Genomic DNA, 14,870 nt, shown 5'->3' on the forward strand with positions numbered 1-14,870 from the left:
ACAGGTAAAAGAAACAACATGTATAACAGAAGCGGCACTCAGGCCTATGCACAGGTCAGTCTGGAAAGCGGCGCCATGAGCGCCAGCCCGCACCAGTTAATCGTGATGTTGTTCGACGGGGCGCTCAGCGCCCTGCTTCGCGCACGCATCCTGATGAACCAGGGCGATATCGCCGGCAAAGGTATGGCGCTGTCCAAAGCCATCAACATCATCGACAACGGCCTGAAAGGCGGCCTGGACCCTCAACAGGGCGGCGAAATCGCCGAAAACCTGGCGGCGTTGTACGACTATATGAAGCGGCGCCTGATGCAGGCCAACCTGAACAACGACGAAGCGGCGATCGCCGAAGTGGTCAAACTGCTGGAAAACATCGCCGATGCCTGGCGCCAGATCGGCCCCAACTACCAACCTTCGCAGGACGCCGTGTAATGGAACGTCAACAGCAGCTGTTAGCCGCTTATCAACAAATTTACAGCCTGAGCAGCCAGATGATCGCGCTGGCGCAAACCGGGCGCTGGGAGGAGCTCGTCGAGCTCGAATTCGCTTACGTAACGGCGGTGGAAAAAACCGCCGCCTTTACCGGGCAAGCCGGCCCGTCAATGGCGTTGCAGGAGATGCTGCGCAATAAGCTGCAACAGATCCTCGACAACGAAACCGAGCTCAAACGTCTGTTACAGCAGCGCATGGATGAGCTGAAAATGCTGATCGAACAGTCCACGCGCCAGAACGTGGTCAACAATACCTACGGCCAGTTTCATGACCGTGCGCTGTTGCTGGGGGAGCCACAGGTCCGATAAGATCGACAATACTGACGAAAATGGATTAAATAGCACTATGCGCTATTACTCTCGGGTTACGTTAGGATATTAATCTATGGCATTTGAATTATTCAGTTTATGGGTAATTGGTAAAATGCGCGCTTCGAGCCTGGCTCTCACTTTAATGGATAAACATTATCCCGACACGGACGTTTTCTGTTCAGCAGGAAATTGATTTTTGATAGATAAAACACGCCGCTGTGTTTCACGGCCCATGGAAAAATGTTGCTCCAACGCGGATCAAAGCGTAAAGATATTCTCAGATAATGGCTGCGAAATGAATATCGATGGAACGTACAATTAATCTCTGTCCAGGAATTGGCGCCTCAGCGCACATCATTCAGCATACTGAATTATTATTCCCTTCAGTCTATTTTGAGCAACCACATCTGTATCTGATACAACAGGGCCATAAGCGCGTACGCTGGCAACAACGCGAGGTGGTGGCTCATGCCGGCGAGCTGTTGATAATCGACGGGGGGCAAACGGTGGATATTATTAACGGCCCATCCGAAGAAGGCGTTTTCAGTTGCCAGTTGCTGACCTGCGACCCACTGCTGCTCACCGTTCAGCCTCCGGCCGAGGACGCGCCGATGCCGTTTGATGCCGTCCTGGCGCTGCGCAGCCTGCCCTGCGCCCTGAAGCACAGTTTCGAGACCACCAGCCTGGCGCTGGCGCTCCGGCAGCGCTTTCCCACCATCATCGTGCGGCACAAGATGCTGGAAATTCTGCTGTGGCTGGCCCAGTTTGGCATTCGCTTCATCCACAACGAAGCCAAAGACCTGACGCAGCGCGTGCGCCGCTGCCTGGCGACCGACCCGCACAGCATTTGGACGGCGGCGAAAGTGGCGGAAAGCCTGTCGATGAGCGAAGTGATGTTGCGCCGCAAACTGTCGATGGAAAATACCGCGTTGCGCAACCTGATGATCGACGTGCGCATGAGTAGCGCACTGGCCCTGCTGCAGTCGACCGACTGGCCGATTTCCGCCATCGCGCAACATGTCGGCTATGAAAGCGCGTCACGTTTCGCCGAACGTTTTCGCAAACGCTTCGGTTTCGCCCCGACCGCCATTCGCGGTCACCAAAGGATTATGGAGCCAACCTCCCAGGGAGTCGAAACGATGGCCACCGGAGAAACCTAAATAGACGCGTAACAAAATGGTTTTATTTGGCACAGGTCCCTAACGATTGTCACAATGCTGCGACATGCAACGCAACGTCGATCCGCCGAAGAGCGAATTAAATGATGCGTAATGAAAAGCGATTATTTTTCTCTGCCAATCACGTTTGTTGGTGCTGTGGCTGTTGGTATTGCCGTATGAAGAAGAGAGGGTGCGTTTGCTTACCGCACAATAAAACGGCCAGGCTTTTTATCGCCTGGCCAGACTTCAGTCCAGTTTAACCAGAACGCCAATTAACACGACGAGTACCGTCAGCATTAAAATACTGATCAGACGCCATCTGGATTCGCTTTTAGTGCTCATTGACCTGCCTCGAATAATAACCCTACTAATCAGGCCATAATAAACGGCTGCCTGCGCACCCAATAAGCCTGACAGCGCCGTTTTCGTCCCTCTATTCGGTACATTAGCGCCCATTTCCTGTCGGCTGTCGCACCGGCCATTACCGGAGCGGCGCAGCAAACGCCAATTTTCCCGGCAGCTCCGCCACCAGTTTGTCCACCGCCAGCCGCACCTTGAGCGGTTGGTAAGGCATATAGGGCCACACTGCATTCACCGGAAAACTGAGGCTGGACTCACCGCGCATGATCTCCGCCAGCGTCCCGGCCATCAGCCGATCGCGTACCAGCCACTCCGGCAGCCAGGCAATACCGGCGCCGGCGGAAACGGCATCGACGATCCCCTGCATGTCATCCATCATCATCTTGGCCGGTGGCCTGAACGGCCGCAGCTCGCCGTTTTCACCGCGAAGCTGCCAGGGCAACACGGCGCCGGCGTGCAGATACCCCACCGCCTGATGCCGGCTTAGCGCCTCCACCGAATTCGGTGCGCCGCAGCGCTGCACGTAGTCGGGCGAAGCGCACAGCAGCATGCCGTGTTCGCCCAGGCGTCGGGCAACCAGACTGCCGCTGTCCGCCAGTTCGCCGATGCGAACCGCCAGATCGAACCCCTCGTCGATCAGATCGATCCTGCGGTCGCTGAACGAAATTTCCAACGACAGTAACGGATGCTCATTCGCCAGCGCCGTCATCAAGGGCGCAATGCACAGATGGCCGAACAACACCGGCATCGAGATCCTGAGCCGGCCGCTGACCTGCATCTTGCCGCTGTCCAGCTGGTTTTCCGCCGCCTGAACGTTCGCCAACGCCTGCCGACAGTGCTCATAGTACAGCGCCCCTTCATCCGTCAGGCTCAGGCTGCGGGTAGTGCGCATAAACAACATCACGCCAAGCCGCGCCTCGAGCCGCGACACGATTTTGCTGACCGCGGAGCGCGTCAGATGCAGTTTTTCTGCGGCGGCGGCAAAACTGCCGCCTTCCGCCACGGCGACAAAGGCCGGCAGCGCGCTGAGATCGCTTTTCATCTTAATGCTTCCAAATTGGAATCAATGAAGTGAAAACCTATCACCACTGGTGAAGATCGAGCAATGATAACCTGCAGTCATTCCGGAATGCCCGGTGAAACCGCCAATTACCGTCTGAGGACAACAGCATGAAAAAAATACTGGTGCTCAAATCCAGCATTATGGGAAACGACTCGCAGACCAACAACCTGATTGACCGCTATCTGGCGGAACGTCGGGCCAAAGGATATGAAGATCAGATCGTCGAACACGATCTGACGGCGTTGGATCTGCCGGTATTGGATGGCGAGCTGTTCAGTGCGCTGCGCGGCGCAGATAACATCAGCCCACGCGCCAAAGCGGCGGTGGCGCTTTCCGATCGGTTGATCGCCGAACTGAAAGGGAGCGATCTGCTGCTGATCGGCGCGCCGATGTACAACCTCAACGTCCCGACCCAGCTGAAAAACTGGTTCGATCTGGTGGCCCGCGCCCGGCTGACGTTCAACTATACCACCACCTACCCGGTCGGGCTGGTGGAAGGCGTCAATGCAGTGGTGTTCAGTTCACGCGGCGGCGTACACGCCGGCCAGCCGACCGACGCCGTGACGCCCTACCTGCGCTCGGTACTGGGGCTGATGGGGATCGGTGAGGTGCAGTTTATCTATGCCGAAGGGCTGGATATGAAACCGCACGGCCTCACTCAGGGGCTGGCGAATGCCCACCAGCGGATCGTGGCGTTGGTGGGCTGAAGCAAACGCACGGTAGCATTGATTTGTTATAACATAACAAATATGATGACCACGTCGACGCCACCTCGATGAGGTGTCGACGCTCCTACATCACATAAAGTTTTATCGCACTTTGAGCCAGCTATTCCGATAGCTGGTTTTTTTTGCCTGCGATAATGAAATGCTACCGGAGCCGCGGGTTCAATCGTGGCGGGCAGCGCGTTTCATTTCTCGCTCGCCGGGCGACTGCGTTTTGACGGACAGCGGCGCGACAAACGCTTTCCATTCCTTGCCGGCTTCCTGATGAGCCGCGTTTTTTTGGGCCGATGAATAGTCATCGTTTTGCCCGGCGCATCCGGACAGCGCCATGATGCCCACAGCAAGATACAGCGATTTGCACATCATCCTATCCTGATAATTAACCGTCGCTATAGGGTAACAGCGCCGACCCCAATGTCACTGCAAAATGACCGGCACGTTCATCACACCGGCATATTCATGATGTCCTGGTAGGCCGCGACCAGCTTGTTGCGCACCTGCACGCCCAGCTGCAGCGAGACCGATGATTTCTGCAGATCGACCATCACATCGTTCAGGCTGATGCCCGGCACGCCCAGTTCGAAATCCTGCGCCTGCTTGCGCGCCGTTTGCTGGGTCTCGCTGATCTTGCCGAGCGCCGCGGTCAGTTCGCTGGCGAAGCTGACGCCCTGCGGCGCCGTATTCTGCCCCATCTTGCCGGCCTGAACCGCCATGGTCTGCATCTGCTGCAGCACCCCTTCAATGCCCTGAATCGCCATCTGGTCCTCAATCATCTCGTCTCGCCGGGTGACGTTTCACCCTGCACTTCTCCAATGATGCACACCCTAGCACAGCGTTTTCAGACCTAAAGCGGCTAATTAACTGCAAAAAACCCGGCTTATCGGGCAATCGGAATCGTCTGATAAGGCGAATAATGGCCTGCCCAGAAATGGGAGCGCCGCTATTTAGAAGATATGTGTATCAGGGAGTCTGTTTTGTCACACAACGCTAACCATACCGTTCATCAGCCTGGCAGGGAGCTGCTCAGCGGCCCATACGGGATCGTGAGCGCCATTGAAGGACGAGACCTAAAATGAGTGCTTCGATAACCGCCGGCGAAAGCCGCGACAACGGCCTGCAGGCCACCTGGAATCGTCTGCGCGCCAACCCGAAAATTCCGTTGCTGGTCGCCGCCTCCGCCGCGATCGCCATCGTTGTCGCGCTGCTGTTGTGGGTGAAAAGCCCTGACTACCGCGTGCTGTACAGCAATCTGAACGACCGCGACGGTGGCGCCATCGTCACCCAGCTGACGCAGATGAATATCCCTTACCGCTTCGCCGAGAATGGCGCAGCGCTGCTGATCCCGGCGGAAAAGGTGCATGAAACCCGCCTGCGCCTCGCGCAGCAAGGGCTGCCGAAGGGCGGCGCCGTCGGCTTCGAACTGCTGGATCAGGAAAAATTCGGCATCAGCCAATTCAGCGAACAGATCAACTATCAGCGCGCCCTTGAGGGCGAGCTGTCGCGCACTATCGAATCGCTGGGGCCGGTGCAAAACGCCCGCGTTCATCTGGCGCTGCCTAAACCTTCGCTGTTCGTGCGCGAACAGAAATCCCCTTCCGCCTCGGTGACGCTGACCCTGCAACCCGGCCGTGCGCTGGACGACGGCCAGATCAACGCCATCGTTTATATGGTGTCGAGCAGCGTCGCCGGCCTGCCGCCGGGCAACGTGACCGTGGTCGATCAGGCCGGGCGCCTGCTGACGCAGTCCGACGGCACCGGGCGCGATCTCAACGCCTCGCAGCTGAAATACGCCAACGAAGTGGAAAACGGCTTCCAGCGCCGCATCGAAGCGATCCTCGCCCCGGTAGTCGGCAGCGCCAACGTGCGTGCGCAGGTCACGGCACAGATCGACTTCGCCACTCGCGAACAAACCGATGAGCAGTACCAGCCGAACCAGCAACCGGACAAAGCCGCTATCCGCTCTCAGCAAACCAGCCTGAGCGAGCAGATCGGCGGGCCACAGGTGGGCGGCGTGCCAGGCGCACTGTCCAATCAGCCGAGCGCGCCGGCCACCGCGCCGATTGAGACCGCCAAGCCGGCCACCGCGGCAGGCAACAATGCCAATGCCAACGCGACCGCACAAAACGCCGCGACCACCCGCAGCGCGGCGGCCAACGGCGTGCCGCAAAATACCCGTCGCGACGCGACCACCAACTACGAGCTTGACCGCACCATTCGTCACACCCAGCAAAAAGCAGGCACCGTGCAGCGTCTGTCGGTCGCCGTGGTGGTCAACTATCTGGGCACCGATAAAGACGGCAAACCGCAGCCGATGAGCAAAGAGCAGCTGGCGCAGATCGAAGCGCTGGTGCGTGAAGCGATGGGCTACTCCAGCAGCCGTGGCGACACCCTGAACGTGGTCAACACGCCGTTTACCGACACTCAGGTGACCGGTGGCGAACTGCCGTTCTGGCAAAGCCAGTCGTTTATCGATCGCCTGATCGACGCGGGCCGCTATCTGCTGGTGCTGCTGGTGGCTTGGCTGCTGTGGCGCAAACTGGTGCGGCCGCAGCTGCAACAGCGCCAGGCGGCGCAACAGGCCGCCGTCGCCGCCGCCAACGCCCCTGCCGCCAAAGCGGTCGACAGCAGCAAACCGAGCAACGAGGAGCTGGCGCAGCGTCGTAAATCGCAGCAGCGCGTCAGCGCAGAAGTCCAGAGCCAGCGGATCCGCGATCTGGCTGACAAAGACCCACGCGTGGTCGCTCTGGTAATCCGCCAATGGATGAGTAACGAGATATGAGCCTGACCGGAACCGACAAAAGCGCCATCCTGCTGATGACGCTGGGTGAAGATCGCGCGGCGGAGGTGTTCAAACACCTCTCCTCGCGCGAAGTACAGCTGCTGAGCGGCACCATGGCCGGCATGAGCCAGGTTTCACACAAACAGCTCGGCGAAATACTGACCGAGTTCGAAGACGACGCCGAGCAATACGCGGCGCTGAGCGTCAACGCCAGCGACTACCTGCGTTCGGTGCTGGTCAAGGCGCTGGGCGAAGAGCGCGCCGCCAGCCTGCTGGAAGACATTCTCGAATCGCGCGAGACCACCACCGGCATGGAAACGCTCAACTTTATGGAGCCGCAGAGCGCCGCCGATCTGATCCGCGACGAACACCCGCAGATCATCGCCACCATCCTGGTGCACCTCAAACGCGGCCAGGCGGCGGATATCCTGGCCCTGTTCGACGAACGCCTGCGCAACGACGTCATGCTGCGTATCGCCACCTTCGGCGGCGTGCAGCCGGCGGCGCTGGCGGAGCTGACCGAAGTGCTGAACAACCTGCTCGACGGCCAGAACCTCAAACGCAGCAAAATGGGCGGGGTGCGCACCGCCGCCGAGATCATCAACCTGATGAAAACCCAGCAGGAAGAAGCGGTCATCGACGCGATGCGCGAATACGACGGCGAGCTGGCGCAGAAGATCATCGACGAGATGTTCCTGTTCGAAAACCTGGTGGAAGTCGACGATCGCAGTATCCAACGCCTGCTGCAGGAAGTGGAAGGCGAGTCGCTGCTGATCGCCTTGAAAGGCGCCGAGCAGCCGCTGCGCGAGAAGTTCCTCAAGAACATGTCGCAACGCGCCGCCGACATCCTGCGCGACGATCTGGCCAACCGTGGGCCGGTGCGCATGTCGCAGGTGGAGAACGAGCAGAAAGCCATCCTGCTGGTGGTGAGACGCCTGGCGGAAAGCGGCGAAATGATCATCGGCGGCGGCGAGGACACCTATGTCTGATCGCATTAACACCCTGCCCTGGCAGCCCTGGTCGCTCAACGATCTGGGCGAACAGAAACCGGCGATCGAACTGCCGCAGTTGCCGGATCTCGAACTTGACGATCCGTCGCCGGACGCACAGACCGAATTGCAGCAGCAGTTGGCGACGCTGCGCCTGCAGGCGGAGCAACAGGGCCAGCAGTTGGGCTATGCCGACGGCCAGCAAAAAGGCTATGAGGCCGGTTTTCAGTCCGGACTGGAGGAAGGCCGCCAGCAAGGGCTGCTGGAAGCGCAACAGCAGCAACAGCCGCTGACCGCCCACTGGCAGCAGCTGATCACCGAATTCCAGCACACGCTGGACGCGCTCGACAGCGTGATCGCTTCGCGGCTGATGCAACTGGCGCTGACCGCCGCCAAGCAGGTGCTGGGCCAGCCGCCGGTGTGCGACGGCACCGCCCTGCTGGCGCAGATCCAACAGCTGATCCAGCAGGAACCGATGTTCAACGGCAAGCCGCAGCTGCGGGTGCACCCGGACGACTACTCGCGGGTCGAGCAGCAGTTGGGGGTCACCCTCAGCCTGCACGGCTGGCGCCTGTTGGCGGACGGCGAACTGCATCCGGGCGGCTGCAAGGTCAGCGCCGAGGAAGGCGATCTCGACGCCAGCCTGGCGACGCGCTGGCATGAACTGTGCCGCCTGGCGGCACCGGGAGAAGTCTGATGACCGCGCGTCTCGGCCGCTGGCTGAGCTCTCTGGATACGCTGGAAAAACGCATCGCGCGCGCGCCGATGGTGCGCCGCTACGGTCGCCTGACCCGCGCCACCGGATTGGTGTTAGAAGCCACCGGCCTGCAGCTGCCGCTCGGCGCGACCTGCCTCATCGAACGGCACGACGCCGGTGAGGTGCAGGAAGTGGAAAGCGAAGTGGTCGGCTTCAACGGCCAGCGGCTGTTCCTGATGCCGCTGGAAGAGGTGGAGGGCATCGTGCCGGGCGCGCGGGTTTACGCTCGCATCGCGCCGGAAGGCCAAAGCGCCGGCAAACAGCTGCCGCTCGGCCCGGCCCTGTTGGGGCGGGTGCTGGACGGCAGCGCCAAACCGCTCGACGGCCTGCCTTCACCGGAAACCGGTTACCGCGCGCCGCTGATCACCGCACCGTTCAACCCCTTGCAGCGCACGCCGATCGAGCAGGTGCTGGACGTGGGGGTGCGCACCATCAACGGCCTGCTGACCGTCGGCCGCGGCCAGCGCATGGGCCTGTTCGCCGGCTCCGGCGTCGGCAAGAGCGTGCTGCTCGGCATGATGGCCCGTTATACCCAGGCGGATGTGATCGTCGTTGGCCTGATCGGCGAGCGTGGCCGCGAGGTCAAAGACTTTATCGAGAACATTCTCGGCGCCGAAGGCCGGGCGCGATCGGTGGTGATCGCCGCGCCGGCGGACGTCTCGCCGCTGCTGCGCATGCAGGGGGCGGCCTACGCCACCCGCATCGCCGAAGATTTCCGCGATCGCGGGCAGCATGTGTTGCTGATCATGGATTCCCTCACCCGCTACGCCATGGCGCAGCGTGAGATCGCCCTGGCCATCGGCGAGCCGCCGGCGACCAAAGGCTACCCGCCGTCGGTCTTCGCCAAGCTGCCTGCGCTGGTGGAACGCGCGGGCAACGGCATCAGCGGCGGCGGTTCCATCACCGCCTTCTACACCGTGTTGACCGAAGGGGACGATCAGCAAGACCCGATCGCCGACTCGGCGCGCGCCATCCTCGATGGTCACGTGGTGCTGTCCCGGCGCCTGGCGGAAGCCGGCCACTACCCGGCGATCGACATCGAAGCGTCAATCAGCCGCGCCATGACGTCGCTGATCGACGAAGAGCATTACCGCCGGGTGCGCACCTTCAAACAGATGCTGGCCAGCTATCAGCGCAACCGCGATCTGATCAGCGTCGGCGCCTACGCGGCGGGCAGCGATCCGTTGCTGGACAAAGCGATGACGCTGTATCCGCAAATGGAAGCTTACCTGCAACAGGGCATCTTTGAACGCAGCGGCTACGATGAAGCCTGTCAACAGCTGCAGCAGTTGATTGTTTAACGTCACCAGAGGCGCACAGCGATGAAATCACAGTCACCCCTGATTACCCTGCGCGATCTGGCGCAGGATGCGGTGGAACAGGCCGCGCAACAGCTGGGCCAGGTACGGCAGGCGCAGCAGGCGGCGGAGCAACAGCTGTCGATGCTGCTCAACTATCAGGACGAATACCGCCAGAAGCTGAATCATACGCTCTGCGACGGCATGGACAGCTCACGCTGGCAAAACTACCAGCAGTTTATCGGCACGCTGGAACAGGCCATCGACCAGCACCGCCAGCAGCTGCTGCAGTGGGGGCAGAAAGTGGATCATGCGGTGAAGCAATGGCAAGACAAACAACAGCGGTTGAACGCTTTCGAGACCCTGCATACCCGCGCCATAACGGCGGAGCAGCAGCAGGAGAACAAACGGGATCAAAAACTGATGGATGAGTTCGCTCAACGCAGTGCACAAAGGAATATCAACCCATGAATCTGAACGCCCTGCCCGGCCTGGCCTTACCCGGCGACGCCGGCGGCCTGGCCGAACTGACCTCGGCGCTGGATGAAAGCCAGCTGTCGTCCGCTTTCGCCCAGCTGCTCGGCGCCCGTTTCGCACCCGCCGCCGACGGCAAACAGCCGCCGGTCGCGCTGAGCGCGGACGAAGAACGCGCCCCGGCCCTGAGCCGCAACCAGCTCAATCAGCTGCTGGCCACCTTCGGCGAGCGCGGCGGCCTGCTGCAGAACCCGACAACCGTAGCCAACGCGCTTTCGCCTGAGGGCGCCGAGGGCGAAGCGCCCGCCGCCGGCGACAAACCGGCGCAGCCGCCGATCGCCGCCGCCAAAGAGCTGGATGCCGCTACGCTGCAGGCGCTGTACGCCATGCTGCCGGCCGCGATCGTCGCCCAGACTCAGCCAGCCGAAGGCCAACGCTCGCTGCCGGTGGAAAGCGCTGACGAGGCGACTGCGTTGCAGCCCGGCAACGGCCTGCTGAACATCGCGGCGGCCGGTGATAAAACCGCCACACATTCATCGGCATCCCCTGCTCCGTCGCCGACGGGCGCGAAAACGCCTGCCGCCGACGGCGACAATGCCACGGCGGCGCTCCCGCAACCGACCAACGGCGAACGCGCAAGCACCGCACAACCGCTACAGGCGGGCGATACGCCACAGCCGCCGCTCAATCACGCCGTCGCCCTGGCCGCCGCCAGCCCGACGCAAACCGCCGCCCCGGCCAGCGCACTGGTGACCGCGCCGCCTGCGCCGCAGCTCAACGCGCAGCTGGGCAGCCCGGAGTGGCAGCAGGCGTTGAGCCAACAGGTGCTGATGTTCCACCGCAACGGCCAGCAAAGCGCCGAGCTGCGCCTGCACCCGCAGGAACTGGGCGCCCTGCAGATCACGCTGAAGCTGGACGATCAGCAGGCGCAACTGCACATCGCCTCCGCTCACGGCCAAGTGCGTGCGGCGGTGGAAGCGGCGATGCCGCAGCTGCGGCACGCGCTGGCGGAGAGCGGTATCAACCTGGGGCAAAGCAGCGTGGGCGGCGAGTCCACGCCGCAATGGCAGCAGCAGGCGCAACAGCAGGCTTCCAACGGCCAGGGGCGTGCCAGCTATGCGGAACATCATGGCGGTGACGCTGCGGCCGCCGAGGGCGTCAGCGCACCGGTGGCGCTGCAGCGCATGGCCAGTGCGGTCAACGGCGTCGATATTTTCGCCTGAGCCTCCGCAAACGCCCAAGCTGGCACCCATTTGCGCGTCTATTCAGGCTATTGCACACCGCAATAGACGCGATAATACCTTTACATGTCATGCGTGCGGCTTTGCCGCGCGCTATGCCCGCCGCCTCGCCGGCCGCGGGTGGAACAACAGGAATTAGATTTGGCTATGTCTCAGAACACCCTTCCCGCAGCACCGAAACGCCCCCTTCTGGTCATCCTGCTGGTGTTGATCAGCGTCGTCGCCTGTGGCGCCGCGGGCTACAGCTGGTGGCTGCTGCAACAGCATAAAAACGGCGCCGAACCGGCCGCCGCCAAACAGCAACCGCCGGCCGCGCCGGTGTTCATGCCGCTCGACACCTTTACCGTCAACCTGGTGACGCCGGACAACAACCCGGATCGCGTGCTGTACATCGGCCTCACACTGCGTCTGCCGGACGAAAGTACCCGCCGTCAGCTGAACGATTTTCTGCCGGAAGTGCGCAGCCGTCTGCTGATGCTGCTCTCCCGCCAGGAAGCGAGCCAGCTGGCCAATGAACAAGGGAAGCAACGGTTGGTGGCGCAGATTAAGGACGTGCTCAGCCCGCCGCTGGTTAAGGGACAACCGAAGCAGGTGGTCAGCGATGTGCTGTTCACCGCCTTCATACTGCGGTAATCACTATGGGCGACAGCATTCTTTCACAGGCAGAGATCGACGCCTTGCTCAACGGCGACAGCGCGGGTGATGAACCCGAAGCGATAGTCGGCAAAGAGAGCGAGGTCAAGCCTTACGATCCGACCACCCAGCGCCGCGTGGTGCGCGAGCGTCTGCACGCGCTGGAAATCATCAACGAACGTTTTGCCCGGCAGTTCCGCATGGGGTTGTTCAACCTGCTGCGCCGCAGCCCGGACATTACCGTCGGCCCGATCAAAATCCAGCCGTATCACGAGTTCGCCCGCAACCTGCCGGTGCCGACCAACCTGAACCTGGTGCATCTGAACCCGCTGCGCGGCACCGCCCTGTTCGTGTTCGCGCCGAGCCTGGTGTTCATCGCCGTCGATAACCTGTTCGGCGGCGACGGCCGCTTCCCGACCAAGGTCGAAGGCCGCGAGTTCACCCCGACCGAACAGCGGGTGATCAAGCGCATGCTGCGCCTGGCGCTGGACGCCTACGGCGATGCCTGGAGCGCCATCTACAAGATCGACGTGGAGTACGTGCGCGCCGAAATGCAGGTGAAGTTCACCAACATCACCACTTCGCCGAACGATATCGTGGTCACCACGCCGTTCCAGGTGGAGATCGGCGCGCTGACCGGCGAGTTCAACATCTGCATTCCGTTCGCCATGATTGAGCCGCTGCGCGAGCTGTTGACCAACCCGCCGCTGGAAAACTCGCGGCAGGAAGACAGCCATTGGCGCGAAACCCTGGTGAAGCAGGTGCAACACTCCGAACTGGAACTGATCGCCAACTTCGTCGATATCCCGATGCGGCTGTCGAAAGTCCTGAAGCTGCAGCCGGGCGATGTATTACCGATAGACAAGCCGGAACGCCTGATTGCCCATGTGGACGGCGTACCGGTGCTGACCAGCCAATACGGCACGTTGAACGGGCAATATGCCCTGCGTGTTGAACATTTGATTAACCCTATTTTGAATGCTCTGAGTGAGGAACAGCCCAATGAGTGATCCTAAGCAACCGTCTGGCGAAGGAAAGGAATCCGTAGACGATCTGTGGGCTGATGCGTTTAACGAGCAGCAGTCCTCAGAGAAGTCCGGCGCGAGCACCGAAGGGGTGTTCAAGTCGCTGGAAGCTCAGGATGCGCTCGGCAGCCTGCAGGATATCGACCTGATCCTGGATATTCCGGTCAAGCTGACCGTGGAACTGGGGCGCACCAAGATGACCATCAAAGAGCTGCTGCGCCTGTCGCAAGGCTCGGTGGTAGCGCTGGACGGCCTGGCCGGCGAGCCGCTGGACATCCTGATCAACGGTTACCTGATCGCACAAGGTGAAGTGGTGGTGGTGGCCGACAAGTTCGGCGTGCGCATCACCGACATCATCACCCCGTCCGAACGCATGCGCCGACTGAGCCGCTGATGACCGTCGCGGCGCCCGTTACCGTCCAAAGCAGCCAACCACCCGCCGCGCCGGCCTTGCCGGCCGGTTCGGTGTTGATGCAGGTCAGCAGCGCGCTCGGCGGCATTCTGCTGCTGATCCTGCTGGCCGGTTGGCTGTTCCGCCGGCTGGGCTTCGCCCCGCAGGCGCGCAACAACAAGCTGCTCAACCTGCGCGCCAGTTGCCAGGTCGGGCAGCGCGAGCGCGTGGTGGTGGTGGAAGTCGACGATACCTTGCTGGTATTGGGCGTCACCGCCCAGCAGATCACCCCGCTGCACACCCTGCCCGCCCCGCCGAAAGACGAGGGCGCGGCCGACGCGGCGACGCCGGCGGACTTCCGCCAACTGATGCAAAAAGTTCTGAAACGCCCGGAAAAATCGGCATGACCTCGACTCTTCATACCCTCGTCCGCCGTCCGGCGGTTTGGCTCCCTGCCGCCCTGCTGTTCATCAGCCCGGCGGCTTTGGCGCAACTGCCGGGGCTGATCAGCCAGCCGCTGGCCAACGGCGGCCAAAGCTGGTCGCTGCCGGTGCAGACGCTGGTGCTGTTGACCTCGCTGACTTTCCTGCCCGCCATGCTGCTGATGATGACCAGCTTTACCCGCATCATCATCGTGCTCGGGCTGCTGCGCAACGCGCTGGGCACCCCGTCGGCGCCGCCGAACCAGGTGATGCTGGGGCTGGCGCTGTTCCTGACCTTCTTCATCATGTCGCCGGTGTTCGATAAGGTCTATCAGGACGCCTACCTGCCGTTCAGCCAGGACAAGATCGGGCTGGAGGTCGCGCTGGATAAAGGCGCGCAGCCGCTGCGCGAATTCATGCTGCGCCAAACGCGCGAAACCGATCTGGCGCTGTACGCCAGGCTGGCCAATCAGCCGCCGCTGGCCGGCCCGGAAGCAGTGCCGATGCGCATCCTGCTGCCCGCCTACGTCACCAGCGAACTGAAAACCGCCTTCCAGATCGGCTTTACGGTGTTCATTCCGTTCCTGATTATCGACCTGGTGGTCGCCAGCGTGCTGATGGCGCTGGGGATGATGATGGTGCCGCCGGCCACCATCTCGCTGCCGTTCAAGCTGATGCTGTTCGTGCTGGTCGATGGCTGGCAGCTGCTGCTCGGCTCGCTGGCGCAGAGTTTCTATTCGTAACCCCCGACCG

Annotated in this window: 18 protein-coding genes; 15 read left to right on the forward strand and 3 right to left on the reverse strand. The window is 61.6% G+C overall.

Translation table 11 applies throughout. The annotated features are described in order from the left end of the window. Window positions 1-18: 18 nt before the first annotated feature. The 3 genes from fliS to ACJ8IN_RS01445 all read left to right on the forward strand — a co-directional run bounded on the left by fliS (window position 19) and on the right by ACJ8IN_RS01445 (window position 1,960). Window positions 19-429, forward strand: coding sequence for a flagellar export chaperone FliS (gene fliS / locus ACJ8IN_RS01435; protein WP_033634970.1), 411 nt, complete (start codon window positions 19-21; stop codon window positions 427-429). Continuing rightward, complete coding sequence (gene fliT, locus ACJ8IN_RS01440) at window positions 429-797, forward strand: flagella biosynthesis regulatory protein FliT (RefSeq protein ID WP_004934765.1); 369 nt, start codon at window positions 429-431, stop codon at window positions 795-797. Before fliS ends, fliT begins: the two co-directional genes overlap by 1 nt. Window positions 798-1,105: 308 nt before the next feature. Further along, window positions 1,106-1,960 carry a helix-turn-helix transcriptional regulator gene (locus ACJ8IN_RS01445; RefSeq protein ID WP_060423663.1) on the forward strand — a complete coding sequence of 285 codons (855 nt, stop codon included), beginning with the start codon at window positions 1,106-1,108 and terminating at the stop codon, window positions 1,958-1,960. Between the two features lie 481 nt (window positions 1,961-2,441). Here ACJ8IN_RS01445 and ACJ8IN_RS01450 read toward each other — a convergent pair whose 3' ends face one another. Continuing rightward, the gene (locus tag ACJ8IN_RS01450; RefSeq protein ID WP_060423666.1) at window positions 2,442-3,362 is read right to left on the reverse strand and encodes a LysR family transcriptional regulator; all 921 of its coding nucleotides are present in this window, start codon (window positions 3,360-3,362) and stop codon (window positions 2,442-2,444) included. A gap of 128 nt (window positions 3,363-3,490) precedes the next feature. Between ACJ8IN_RS01450 and ACJ8IN_RS01455 the strand changes: the two genes are divergently transcribed. Continuing rightward, window positions 3,491-4,090: an FMN-dependent NADH-azoreductase gene (locus ACJ8IN_RS01455; RefSeq protein WP_197846278.1), complete on the forward strand. Its 600-nt coding sequence runs from the start codon at window positions 3,491-3,493 to the stop codon at window positions 4,088-4,090. A gap of 180 nt (window positions 4,091-4,270) precedes the next feature. Here the strand turns inward: ACJ8IN_RS01455 and ACJ8IN_RS01460 are convergent, their stop codons facing one another. Both ACJ8IN_RS01460 and fliE read right to left on the reverse strand, forming a co-directional pair. Next, window positions 4,271-4,471, reverse strand: a complete 201-nt coding sequence (locus ACJ8IN_RS01460; protein ID WP_039565525.1) for a hypothetical protein — start codon at window positions 4,469-4,471, stop codon at window positions 4,271-4,273. 80 nt (window positions 4,472-4,551) lie between these two features. Continuing rightward, window positions 4,552-4,866 (reverse strand): flagellar hook-basal body complex protein FliE, encoded by a 315-nt coding sequence (fliE, locus tag ACJ8IN_RS01465; RefSeq protein ID WP_033638515.1) that lies wholly within the window; start codon window positions 4,864-4,866, stop codon window positions 4,552-4,554. Between the two features lie 314 nt (window positions 4,867-5,180). Here fliE and fliF point away from each other — a divergent pair, with 314 nt between their 5' ends. The 11 genes from fliF (at window position 5,181) to fliP (ending at window position 14,860) form a co-directional block, all read left to right on the forward strand. Beyond that, complete coding sequence (gene fliF / locus ACJ8IN_RS01470) at window positions 5,181-6,887, forward strand: flagellar basal-body MS-ring/collar protein FliF (RefSeq protein WP_060387917.1); 1,707 nt, start codon at window positions 5,181-5,183, stop codon at window positions 6,885-6,887. Next, window positions 6,884-7,876: a flagellar motor switch protein FliG gene (gene fliG / locus ACJ8IN_RS01475; protein ID WP_033634975.1), complete on the forward strand. Its 993-nt coding sequence runs from the start codon at window positions 6,884-6,886 to the stop codon at window positions 7,874-7,876. The genes fliF and fliG overlap by 4 nt, the downstream gene beginning before the upstream one ends. Beyond that, on the forward strand, window positions 7,869-8,573 hold the full coding sequence (gene fliH, locus ACJ8IN_RS01480; protein ID WP_308325829.1) for a flagellar assembly protein FliH: 705 nt from the start codon (window positions 7,869-7,871) through the stop codon (window positions 8,571-8,573). The genes fliG and fliH overlap by 8 nt, the downstream gene beginning before the upstream one ends. After that, a complete protein-coding gene (gene fliI / locus ACJ8IN_RS01485) occupies window positions 8,573-9,934 on the forward strand; it encodes a flagellar protein export ATPase FliI (protein ID WP_033634977.1) in 1,362 nt (453 codons plus the stop codon). Before fliH ends, fliI begins: the two co-directional genes overlap by 1 nt. Before the next feature lie 21 nt (window positions 9,935-9,955). Next, the gene (fliJ, locus tag ACJ8IN_RS01490) at window positions 9,956-10,402 is read left to right on the forward strand and encodes a flagellar export protein FliJ (protein ID WP_047571550.1); all 447 of its coding nucleotides are present in this window, start codon (window positions 9,956-9,958) and stop codon (window positions 10,400-10,402) included. Then, a complete protein-coding gene (locus tag ACJ8IN_RS01495; RefSeq protein ID WP_308325830.1) occupies window positions 10,399-11,628 on the forward strand; it encodes a flagellar hook-length control protein FliK in 1,230 nt (409 codons plus the stop codon). The genes fliJ and ACJ8IN_RS01495 overlap by 4 nt, the downstream gene beginning before the upstream one ends. A 165-nt stretch (window positions 11,629-11,793) precedes the next feature. Beyond that, a complete protein-coding gene (fliL, locus tag ACJ8IN_RS01500; protein WP_039565519.1) occupies window positions 11,794-12,279 on the forward strand; it encodes a flagellar basal body-associated protein FliL in 486 nt (161 codons plus the stop codon). Between the two features lie 5 nt (window positions 12,280-12,284). Next, window positions 12,285-13,289, forward strand: a complete 1,005-nt coding sequence (gene fliM, locus ACJ8IN_RS01505) for a flagellar motor switch protein FliM (RefSeq protein ID WP_033634981.1) — start codon at window positions 12,285-12,287, stop codon at window positions 13,287-13,289. Beyond that, entirely contained in the window at window positions 13,282-13,698 is a 417-nt protein-coding gene (gene fliN / locus ACJ8IN_RS01510) for a flagellar motor switch protein FliN (protein ID WP_004934799.1), read from the forward strand. Before fliM ends, fliN begins: the two co-directional genes overlap by 8 nt. Beyond that, window positions 13,698-14,102 (forward strand): flagellar biosynthetic protein FliO, encoded by a 405-nt coding sequence (gene fliO, locus ACJ8IN_RS01515; protein ID WP_033647771.1) that lies wholly within the window; start codon window positions 13,698-13,700, stop codon window positions 14,100-14,102. Before fliN ends, fliO begins: the two co-directional genes overlap by 1 nt. Beyond that, window positions 14,099-14,860 (forward strand): flagellar type III secretion system pore protein FliP, encoded by a 762-nt coding sequence (gene fliP, locus ACJ8IN_RS01520; RefSeq protein ID WP_025303257.1) that lies wholly within the window; start codon window positions 14,099-14,101, stop codon window positions 14,858-14,860. The genes fliO and fliP overlap by 4 nt, the downstream gene beginning before the upstream one ends. Window positions 14,861-14,870: the final 10 nt, after the last annotated feature.

It is taken from the genome of Serratia sp. CY31944 (assembly GCF_052169175.1).
GTDB lineage: Bacteria > Pseudomonadota > Gammaproteobacteria > Enterobacterales > Enterobacteriaceae > Serratia > Serratia sarumanii.